This is a genomic window from Actinomadura meyerae, assembly GCF_900188445.1.
Classification (GTDB): Bacteria; Actinomycetota; Actinomycetes; order Streptosporangiales; family Streptosporangiaceae; genus Spirillospora; species Spirillospora meyerae.
Genome location: NZ_FZOR01000001.1, coordinates 600,519 through 609,824 on the forward strand (window position 1 = coordinate 600,519; position 9,306 = coordinate 609,824).

Here is a 9,306-nt window from a genome sequence, read left to right on the forward strand (position 1 = left end):
TTTTCCTGGTTCCAAGGTCCGGCGTCGGGGCGATGACTCGTACCCGATCCCCTCCCGGATCCGGATGGAAAGGTTGGGCACCTTGCGGCGCAACAAGATGAGGATCACCGGCGCGGTGGCGGTGAGCGCGGCGCTCGCGCTCAGCGCCGTGGCCTGTGGTGACGACGGCGACTCCGGTGGCAGTGGCGATGAGGTCACGATCGGCTTCATGGGTGACCTGACCGGTGAGAACTCGGGCCTGGTGATCCCGCCCAAGCAGGGCGCGCAGCTGGCGATCGAGCAGTACAACGCCACGAACCCGAAGGTCAAGATCAAGCTCAAGACCTACGACAGCCAGGGCAAGCCGGAGCAGGCGACCTCGCTGGCGCTGGCGGCGGTCAAGAACGACAAGATCGCCGGCCTGGTCGGCCCGGCGTTCTCGGGTGAGTCGCAGAGCGTCGGCCCGATCCTCGAAGAGGCCAAGATCCCGAGCGTGTCGCCGTCGGCGACGAACATCACGCTGGCGGAGAAGAGCTGGAAGTACTGGCACCGCGTGGTGGCCGACGACGCGGCGCAGAGCAGCGGCGTCGCCGACTTCGTGATGAACTCCGGCGCCAAGAAGGTCTTCCTGGTGTCGGACAACCAGGACTACGGCAAGGGCCTCGCGGACGCGATCGAGAAGGCCGTGAAGGCCAAGGGCGCCCAGACCCAGAACGACGCGGTCGACGACAAGGGCACCGACTACTCCTCGACGGTCAACAAGATCAACGAGTTCAAGCCCGACTTCGTGTACTTCGGCGGCTACTACGCGGTCGCGGGCCGGCTGTTCAAGCAGCTGCGCGAGGGCGGCTACACCGGCAAGATGATGTCGGGCGACGGCTCGCTCGCCACCGGCCTGATCGAGGGCACCGGGCAGAAGAACGCCCAGGGCACGCTGATCAGCTGCGGCTGCCTCATCGACCCGACGGGCAAGACCAACCCGAAGGCCAAGAAGTTCGCCGACGACTACAAGGCGAAGTTCGGCTCGGACGTGGCGATCTACTCGACCGAGGGCTTCGACGCCGCGACGGCGTTCATCGAGGCGGTCAAGGCCGGCAAGACCGAGCCGGAGGAGATCAACGAGTTCCTCAAGACCGTGGACGTCCAGGGCGTCGGCAAGCAGATCAAGTTCGCCGAGAACGGTGAGCTCGCGACCGAGGACATCTACGTCTACGAGGTGAAGGACAACCAGCTGCCGCTGCTCGGCAAGAGCAACGAAGCGAAGGTCTCCTAGGCGCCACAGCGCCCCTGACGAGATCCCCTGATGGCGCGGGAGCGGGAGCGCTACAGCGCTCCCGCTCCTTCTCTGATTAAGGCGACCCCAAGGTGCTCGACGACTTCATCAATCAATTCTGGCCGTCGACCATCGACGGTCTGTCGCTAGGCGCGATCTACGCGCTGCTGGCGCTGGGCTACACGATGGTCTACGGCGTGCTGAGGCTGATCAACTTCGCGCATGCCGACATCTTCATGGTCGGCACGTTCGCCGCCCTGTGGACGGTGCGCACGCTCGGTGTCGGCACGGTGGGCGGTTTCGCGCTCATCGGCGTCGTGGCGCTGACCGCGGTGGTGGCCGGGGCGGTCACGGCCGGCAGCGCGATGCTGCTGGAGGTGACGGCGTACCGGCCGCTCCGAAAAAGGGGCGCGTCCCGGCTGGCCGCGCTGATCTCGGCCATCGGGGCGTCGATCTTCATCCAGCAGCTGTTCGCGACGGTCGTCGTGCACCGGGTGTTCGGGACCTCGAAGGAGGGCGGCCGGCTACCCGTCGACGAGCACTTCAAGCAGCTGTCGAACGTGGTGGACTTCGGCCCCATCCAGATCAGCAACGACAAGCTGATCATCTTTTTCGGCGCGGTGCTGATGATGGTCGCGCTCGACCAGTTCGTGAACCGGACGAAGCTGGGCCGGGGCATCCGCTCGACGGCGCAGGACCCGGAGACGGCGGTGCTGATGGGCGTCAACATCGACCGGGTGGTGTCGGTGACGTTCATGGTCGGCGGTGTCATGGCGGGTGTCGCGGCGGCGCTGTACTTCCTGCGTTTCGAGCAGACGAACTACTTCGTCGGGTTCCTGCTCGGCATCAAGGCGTTCACGGCGGCGGTGCTCGGCGGGATCGGCAACATCCGCGGGGCGCTCGCGGGCGGGTTCGTCCTCGGGCTGCTCGAGATGTACGGGTCGAGCCTGTTCGGTTCGCAGTGGCGGGACGTGGTCGCGTTCACCGTGCTGATCCTGGTCCTGATGTTCCGTCCCACCGGCATCCTCGGTGAGTCTCTCCAGCAGGCGCGCGCATGAACCTTTCGAAGACGAAGAACGGCAAGGCGGGCCGGCGCGGTTCCGGTCTCTCCCTCGATCCGCTGCGGGACTGGTGGGCGGGCGCCCCCGGCTGGCAGCGCTGGGCGGTCTACATCCTGCTGATCGTCGGTGCGGTGTTCCTGCCGAGCGAGGCGATCGGCAGCTTCATGGCGCCGAGCGGCGCGAGCTGGCCGTCGATGCTGAGCGACCAGATCGCGATCTACGTGCTGCTGGCGCTGGGCCTGAACGTCGTGGTCGGCATGGCGGGCCTCCTGGACCTCGGTTACGTCGCGTTCTACGCGGTGGGCGGGTACACCATCGCGATCTTCGCGGTGCGGTACCACTGGAGCTTCTGGGAGACGCTGGTCCTGGCGATCCTGTTCTCGGCGCTGGCGGGGGTGATCCTGGGGGCTCCGACGCTGCGGCTGCGGGGCGACTACCTGGCGATCGTGACGCTCGGCTTCGGTGAGATCGTCAAGCGGACGGCGAACAACAGCTCGTTCGTGAACGGCCCGCGCGGTGTGCAGGGGATCCCACACCCGCCGTCGCTGTCGGAGTTCGAGATCCTCGGGGTGCAGCCGCTGAAGTACGGGCTGCTGGACACGCGGCCGTACTACTACCTGCTGCTGGCGTTCATCGTGATCGCGATCATCTTCGTCCGGCGGCTGGACGCCTCGCGCGTCGGCCGGGCGTGGGCGTCGATCCGCGAGGACGAGGACGCGGCGGAGCTGATGGGCGTGCCGACGTTCAAGTTCAAGCTGGCGGCGTTCGCGATCGGCGCGGCGATCGGCGGCAGCGGCGGCGTGGTGTTCGCCGCGAAGCAGACGTCGATCCTGCCGGCGAACTTCGAGTTCATCGTGTCGGCGCTGATCCTGGCGGCGGTGGTGCTGGGCGGCTCGGGGAACATCCCGGGTGCGATCCTGGGGGCGTTCGTGGTGGCGTGGCTGCCCGAGCGGTTCCGGTTCCTGGACGAGTACCGCATGCTGATCTTCGGTGGCGCGCTGGTGCTGATGATGATCTTCCGTCCGGAGGGTCTGTGGCCGTCGCGGCGGCGCAAGGCCGAGCTGGCGGAGGGGACGGGCGGCATGGGCAGCATGGGCGCCGAGGTCGCCGGTCCGGGTCAGTCCGAGGCCGCGGAGGTGGGCAAGTGAGCGGGACGGACGAGCGCAGGCCGGTTCTGGAGCTGCGCGATGTCGTGATGCGGTTCGGCGGCGTCGTGGCGCTGAACAAGGTGGCGATCACCATCCGCGAGGGCGAGATCTTCGCGCTGATCGGCCCGAACGGGGCGGGGAAGACGACGGTGTTCAACGTGACCACCGGCGTGTACCGGCCCACCGAGGGCGCGGTGGTGTTCGACGGCAAGCGCATCGACGGCAAGAAGCGCTATGTCGTGACGAAGCTCGGTGTGGCGCGGACGTTCCAGAACGTGCGGCTGTTCCACAACATGACGGCGCTGGAGAACGTCCTGGTGGGCACGGACGCCCACCACCGGACGGGGCTCGCCGGCGCGGCGCTGGGGCTGCCGTGGTTCCACCGGGAGGAGCGGCAGGGCCGCGAGCGCGCCCGCGAGCTCCTGGAGCTGGTGGGGATCCCGCACCGGGCCGAGGAGGCGGCGAAGAACCTGCCGTACGGCGACCAGCGCCGGCTGGAGATCGCGCGGGCGCTGGGCACGAATCCGAAGCTGCTGCTGCTGGACGAGCCGGCGGCGGGCATGAACCCGGCGGAGAAGATCGCGCTGCAGGATCTGATCCGGCGGATCCGCGACACCGGGGTGACGGTCATGCTCATCGAGCACGACATGAGCCTGGTGATGGGGATCAGCGACCGGGTGGCGGTGCTGGACTTCGGGCAGAAGATCGCCGACGGCCTGCCGGCCGAGGTGCAGAACGACCCGCGGGTGATCGAGGCGTATCTGGGGGCTCCGGCCGATGCTTCTTGAGATCGAGGACATCCACGTCCACTACGGAAAGATCGCCGCGCTCAAGGGCATCTCGGTGTCCGTGGACGAGGGCGAGATCGTGACGCTGATCGGCGCGAACGGCGCCGGGAAGACGACCACGCTGAAGACGATCTCCGGGCTGCGGAGCCTGACGTCGGGGGCGATCCGCTTCGACGGTCAGGACATCAGCCGGCTGGCCGGGCACAAGCGGGTGTCGGCCGGGATCGGGCAGGCGCCGGAGGGGCGCGGGATCTTCCCCGGGATGACCGTGGAGGAGAACCTCCTGATGGGGGCGTACGCCCGCAAGGACAGCGCCGCCAAGGAGCTGGCCGAGGCGTACGAGCTGTTCCCGCGGCTGGCCGAGCGCAAGTCGCAGCCGGGCGGCACGATGTCCGGCGGCGAGCAGCAGATGCTCGCGATCGGGCGGGCGCTGATGGCCAAGCCGAAGGTGCTGCTGCTGGACGAGCCGTCGATGGGTCTGGCGCCGATGCTGGTGCAGCAGATCTTCTCGATCATCGAGGAGATCAACCGGCGCGGCACGACGGTGCTGCTGGTGGAGCAGAACGCGCAGCAGGCGCTGCAGATCGCGAGCCGCGCGTACGTCCTGGAGACGGGCCGGGTGGTGAAGTCGGCGCCGGCGGCCGAGCTGCTGGACGATCCGCAGGTCCGGGCCGCCTATCTGGGCGCCGGGGAGTCGGTCACGGCGTCGGACGCGTCCGCGCCGGACGCGCCCGCGTCGGGGCCTGCCGCGTCGGGTTCCGCCGCGTCGGATGCGGCAGGGTCGGATGCGGCAGGGCCGGGTTCGGCGAAGGCCGCGTCCGCCGAGAACGGTGAGGAGTCCGGCTAGCGGGCGTCCGCTCGCGTCGCGCGCCCGCCGGTCCCGGTTCGTCCGGGGCCGGCGGGCGCCGCCGCGTTCAGGGGAGCGGTATCTCGGCCGGGGGCGGGTCGCTGACGGCACCGACCGGGGGCGAGCCGTAGAGGCGGATCGCCGTGGCTTTGGCGCCGCGCGGGATGTCGAACCACAGGTCGAACTCGACGCGCATGGACGCGCCGACCGACAGCCGCTCCGGCTGCCGTTTGATCATGGTGGCGTTGACGTCGGGGGAGTGGGCCGTGCCGTCGGCGGTGACGAGCCGCTGCTTCCAGGTGTCGAAGACCTGGATGTCGCGGCCGGTGTTGACGGCGAGGACGCGGACGCGGGTGAAGGCGCCCTTGGCGTCCATGGCGGCGTGGGTGCCCATGACGTCGGTCATGGCGGTGCTGTAGCCGATCACGGTGAAGCTCATGTCGGCGCTGCGGGCGGTCTTGCCGGCGGGTGCGGACTCGCCCTCCCGGGCGGTCTCGGCGGGGATCCTGTAGGTGGGGAGGGCGTCGCCGTCCCCGGAGCCGGAGCAGCCGGCGAGGGTGAGGGCGGCGGTGAGCGCGAGCGCCCCGGTGAGGGCGGCGGCCGGGCGGGTGCGCGTTCGGTGGTGGCGCATGGTCCGGAACGTACGGCGGGGCGGGGACGGGAATGAACCGGTGATCCCGTTTCGCAACCCAACCGCAACCGGTCACGAACCCACGCCGGTGTCGCCGGGAGGCGGCCGCGCGGAGCACCGCCGGGACGGGTCCGGACATGCGTTGACCCGGGGTCACCTTTGGGGCCGTACGAACCTTCCCCGGGCGCGTACGTTGTCTACTCGGTGACCCCGGGCCGTTCCGATCACGCTACCGACCCCGGGGCGGGGCCCGCAAAGAAAGCGCGGATCGCGCGGCGGATCAGGCCCCCGGCGGCGCGTCGCGCAGCATGCAGGTGAGCCGCGCCGTGCAGACCCGCCGGTCCCGGTCGTCGGTGATCACGATGTCGTAGGTGGCGAGGGTGCGGCCGCCGTGCGCGCGGGTCGCGACGCCGGTGACGTACCCCTCGGTCGCGGACCGGTGGTGGGTGGCGTTGATCTCGATGCCGACGGCGACGCGTCCGGGTCCGGCGTGCAGCGCCGACCCGGCGGAGCCGAGCGTCTCGGCGAGGACGCAGGAGGCCCCGCCGTGCAGCAGCCCGTACGGCTGGGTGTTGCCCTTGACCGGCATCCGGCCCACGACGCGCTCCGCCGAGACCTCCAGGTACTCGACGCCCATGGCCTTGGCCAGGTCGCCGTACCCGTCGAAGCCCCCGCCGGTGTTGATCTCCGCGGCCGCCCGCTCCGGGGACGTCCCGCCGGTGTCAGTCACTTACGCCTCCACAAAACTGTCGTACGCGCAGACTAGAGTCCTGGTGTGGCGACGACACCAGCGACCCCTGACAAGCGTGACCGGCTTCTCCTGCTCGACGGGCACTCCCTGGCCTACCGGGCGTTCTTCGCGTTGCCCGTGGAGAACTTCTCCACCACCGACGGGCAGCCGACCAACGCCGTGTACGGCTTCACCTCGATGCTCATCAACGTCCTGCGGGACGAGCAGCCGAGCCACATCGCGGTGGCGTTCGACCGGTCGGAGCCGACGTTCCGGCACGAGCAGTACGTGGAGTACAAGGCGGGGCGGCAGAAGACCCCCGACGAGTTCCGCAGCCAGGTCAGCCTGATCTTCGAGGTGCTGGACGCGCTGCGCATCCCGCGGCTGTCGGTCGCCGGCTACGAGGCCGACGACATCATCGCCACGCTGTCGGTCCAGGCGACCGAGGCGGGCATGGAGACCCTGATCGTCACCGGCGACCGGGACGCGTTCCAGCTCGTCGACGAGCACGTCACGATCCTCTACCCGGTCCGCGGCGTGTCCGAGCTCGCCCGGATGGACCCGGCCGCCGTCGAGGCCAAGTACGGCGTGCCGCCCGAGCGCTACCGGGAGCTGGCCGCGCTGGTCGGGGAGAGCAGCGACAACCTGCCCGGCGTCCCCGGCGTCGGCCCGAAGACCGCCGCGAAGTGGCTGACCAAGTACGGCGACCTCGACACCCTCGTCGCCCGCGTCGACGAGATCAAGGGCAAGGCGGGCGACAACCTGCGCGAGCACCTCGCCGGGGTGCTGCGCAACCAGCAGATCAACAAGCTCGACACCGAGGTCGGCCTGGAGCTGACGCCGCCGCAGCTGTCCATGGGCCAGTGGGACCGCGAGGAGATCCACACCCTGTTCGACTCGCTGCAGTTCCGCGTCCTGCGCGAGCGCCTGTACGCGTCGCTGTCGGCCGCCGAGCCCGAGGCCGACGAGGGCTTCGAGGTCGAGCTGGACGCGCTGGAGCCCGGCGCGCTCGGCGCCTGGCTGGACGCCAACGCCGGCGAGCGGCTCGGCGTCGCCGTCACCGGCACCTGGGGCCGCGGCACCGGCGAGATCACCGCGCTGGCGCTGGCGTCCAAGAAGGGGCCGGCCGTCCACCTCGACCCGGCCGAGCTGATCGAGGACGACGAGCGCGCCCTGGCCGCCTACCTCGCCGACCCGGCGCGGCCCAAGGCCGTCCACGAGGCCAAGGGCCCGATGCTGGCGCTCGCCGCGCGCGGCATGTCGCTGGCCGGCGTCACCAGCGACACCGCGCTCGCCGCCTACCTCGCGCTGCCCGGCCAGCGGACGTTCGACCTCGCCGACCTCGTCCTGCGCTACCTGCACCGCGAGCTGCGCAGCGAGACCGAGGACTCGGGGCAGCTCACCCTGGACGGCTCCGGCGAGGAGGAGGCCGCCGAGGCCCTCGCGGTCCGCGCGCGCGCCGTCACCGAGCTGGCCGACATCCTCGACAAGGACCTGGAGAAGCGCGGCGCCACCCGCCTCCTCCACGAGGTGGAGCTGCCCCTCGTGCGCGTCCTGGCCGACATGGAGCGCGCGGGCATCGCCGTCGACGCCGACCGCCTCGCGCACCTGTCGGCGTCCCTCGGCGGGCAGGTGAAGGAGCAGGAGCAGCTCGCCCACGACGCCGTCGGCCGCGACTTCAACCTCGGCTCGCCCAAGCAGGTCCAGCAGGTGCTGTTCGACGAGCTGAAGCTGCCGAAGACCAAGCGCACCAAGACCGGCTACACCACCGACTCCGAGGCCCTCACGACCCTCCTGGAGAAGGACGGCCACCCCGTCCTGGAGCACATCCTGCGCTGGCGCGAGGTCGCCAAGCTCAAGAGCATCGTCGACTCGCTGATCCCGATGCTCGACGACGCCGGGCGCATCCACACCACCTACAACCAGATGATCGCCGCGACGGGCCGGCTGTCGTCCACCGACCCGAACCTGCAGAACATCCCGATCCGCACCGCCGAAGGCCGCCAGATCCGCGAGGCGTTCGTCGTCGGCGAGGGCTACGAGTCCCTCCTCACCGCCGACTACTCCCAGATCGAACTGCGGATCATGGCGCACCTCTCCGAGGACGAGGCCCTGCTGGAGGCGTTCGGCTCCGGCGCCGACTTCCACACCATCACCGCGTCCCGCGTCTTCGGCCTCCCGCCCGAGCAGATCGACTCCGAGCTGCGCGCCCGCATCAAGGCCATGAACTACGGCCTCGCCTACGGCCTGTCCGCCTACGGCCTGTCCCAGCAGCTGCGGATCTCCCCCGACGAGGCCCGCGGCCTCATGGAGGAGTACTTCGAGCAGTTCGGCGGCGTCCGCGACTACCTCCGCGACATCGTCGCCAAGGCCCGCCAGGACGGCTACACCGAGACCATCCTCGGCCGCCGCCGCTACCTGCCCGACCTCAACTCCGACAACCGCCAGCGCCGCGAGATGGCCGAGCGCATGGCCCTCAACGCCCCCATCCAGGGCTCCGCAGCCGACATCATCAAGGTCGCCGGCCTCAACGTCGACCGCGCCCTCCGCGACGCCGGCCTGACCTCCCGCATGCTCCTCCAGGTCCACGACGAACTCGTCTTCGAAGTCGCCCCCGGAGAGCTCGACACCCTCAAGACCCTCGTCAGCACCGAGATGGCCGGAGCCTACGAACTCCGCGCCCCCCTCAGCATCTCCATGGGCACCGGCCCCACCTGGCAGGACGCTGCGCATTGATTGTTTTGCCCTTGGCGTCAGACATCCCTGGAGGTTGAATGTCAAGCGGCGAGGTCGTGGTGGTGGTGTGACCATGCGGTGGTCTGGTCGTAGGTGGTGTGGGTTTTGAGGCA

8 protein-coding genes are annotated in these 9,306 nt (G+C 69.9%); 6 read left to right on the forward strand and 2 right to left on the reverse strand.

The features are described 5' to 3' along the window. The first annotated feature begins 82 nt into the window (after nucleotides 1–82). The 5 genes from CHF16_RS02715 (at nucleotide 83) to CHF16_RS02735 (ending at nucleotide 5,096) form a co-directional block, all read left to right on the forward strand. Nucleotides 83–1,252: a branched-chain amino acid ABC transporter substrate-binding protein gene (locus tag CHF16_RS02715; RefSeq protein ID WP_218826501.1), complete on the forward strand. Its 1,170-nt coding sequence runs from the start codon at nucleotides 83–85 to the stop codon at nucleotides 1,250–1,252. 92 nt (nucleotides 1,253–1,344) lie between these two features. Beyond that, the gene (locus CHF16_RS02720; RefSeq protein ID WP_089324244.1) at nucleotides 1,345–2,310 is read left to right on the forward strand and encodes a branched-chain amino acid ABC transporter permease; all 966 of its coding nucleotides are present in this window, start codon (nucleotides 1,345–1,347) and stop codon (nucleotides 2,308–2,310) included. Further along, nucleotides 2,307–3,461: a branched-chain amino acid ABC transporter permease gene (locus CHF16_RS02725; protein WP_089324245.1), complete on the forward strand. Its 1,155-nt coding sequence runs from the start codon at nucleotides 2,307–2,309 to the stop codon at nucleotides 3,459–3,461. Before CHF16_RS02720 ends, CHF16_RS02725 begins: the two co-directional genes overlap by 4 nt. Further along, nucleotides 3,458–4,249 (forward strand): ABC transporter ATP-binding protein, encoded by a 792-nt coding sequence (locus CHF16_RS02730; RefSeq protein ID WP_425427465.1) that lies wholly within the window; start codon nucleotides 3,458–3,460, stop codon nucleotides 4,247–4,249. Before CHF16_RS02725 ends, CHF16_RS02730 begins: the two co-directional genes overlap by 4 nt. Beyond that, entirely contained in the window at nucleotides 4,239–5,096 is an 858-nt protein-coding gene (locus CHF16_RS02735) for an ABC transporter ATP-binding protein (RefSeq protein ID WP_089324246.1), read from the forward strand. The genes CHF16_RS02730 and CHF16_RS02735 overlap by 11 nt, the downstream gene beginning before the upstream one ends. Nucleotides 5,097–5,163: 67 nt before the next feature. On the opposite strand, the gene CHF16_RS02740 is transcribed toward CHF16_RS02735, so the two are convergent. Further along, the gene (locus tag CHF16_RS02740; protein ID WP_089324247.1) at nucleotides 5,164–5,727 is read right to left on the reverse strand and encodes a DUF4352 domain-containing protein; all 564 of its coding nucleotides are present in this window, start codon (nucleotides 5,725–5,727) and stop codon (nucleotides 5,164–5,166) included. A 280-nt stretch (nucleotides 5,728–6,007) separates the two neighbouring features. Continuing rightward, the gene (locus tag CHF16_RS02745) at nucleotides 6,008–6,412 is read right to left on the reverse strand and encodes a PaaI family thioesterase (protein WP_425427466.1); all 405 of its coding nucleotides are present in this window, start codon (nucleotides 6,410–6,412) and stop codon (nucleotides 6,008–6,010) included. A 90-nt stretch (nucleotides 6,413–6,502) separates the two neighbouring features. Here CHF16_RS02745 and polA point away from each other — a divergent pair, with 90 nt between their 5' ends. Continuing rightward, nucleotides 6,503–9,193, forward strand: a complete 2,691-nt coding sequence (gene polA, locus CHF16_RS02750; RefSeq protein ID WP_089324248.1) for a DNA polymerase I — start codon at nucleotides 6,503–6,505, stop codon at nucleotides 9,191–9,193. The last annotated feature ends 113 nt before the right edge of the window (nucleotides 9,194–9,306 follow it).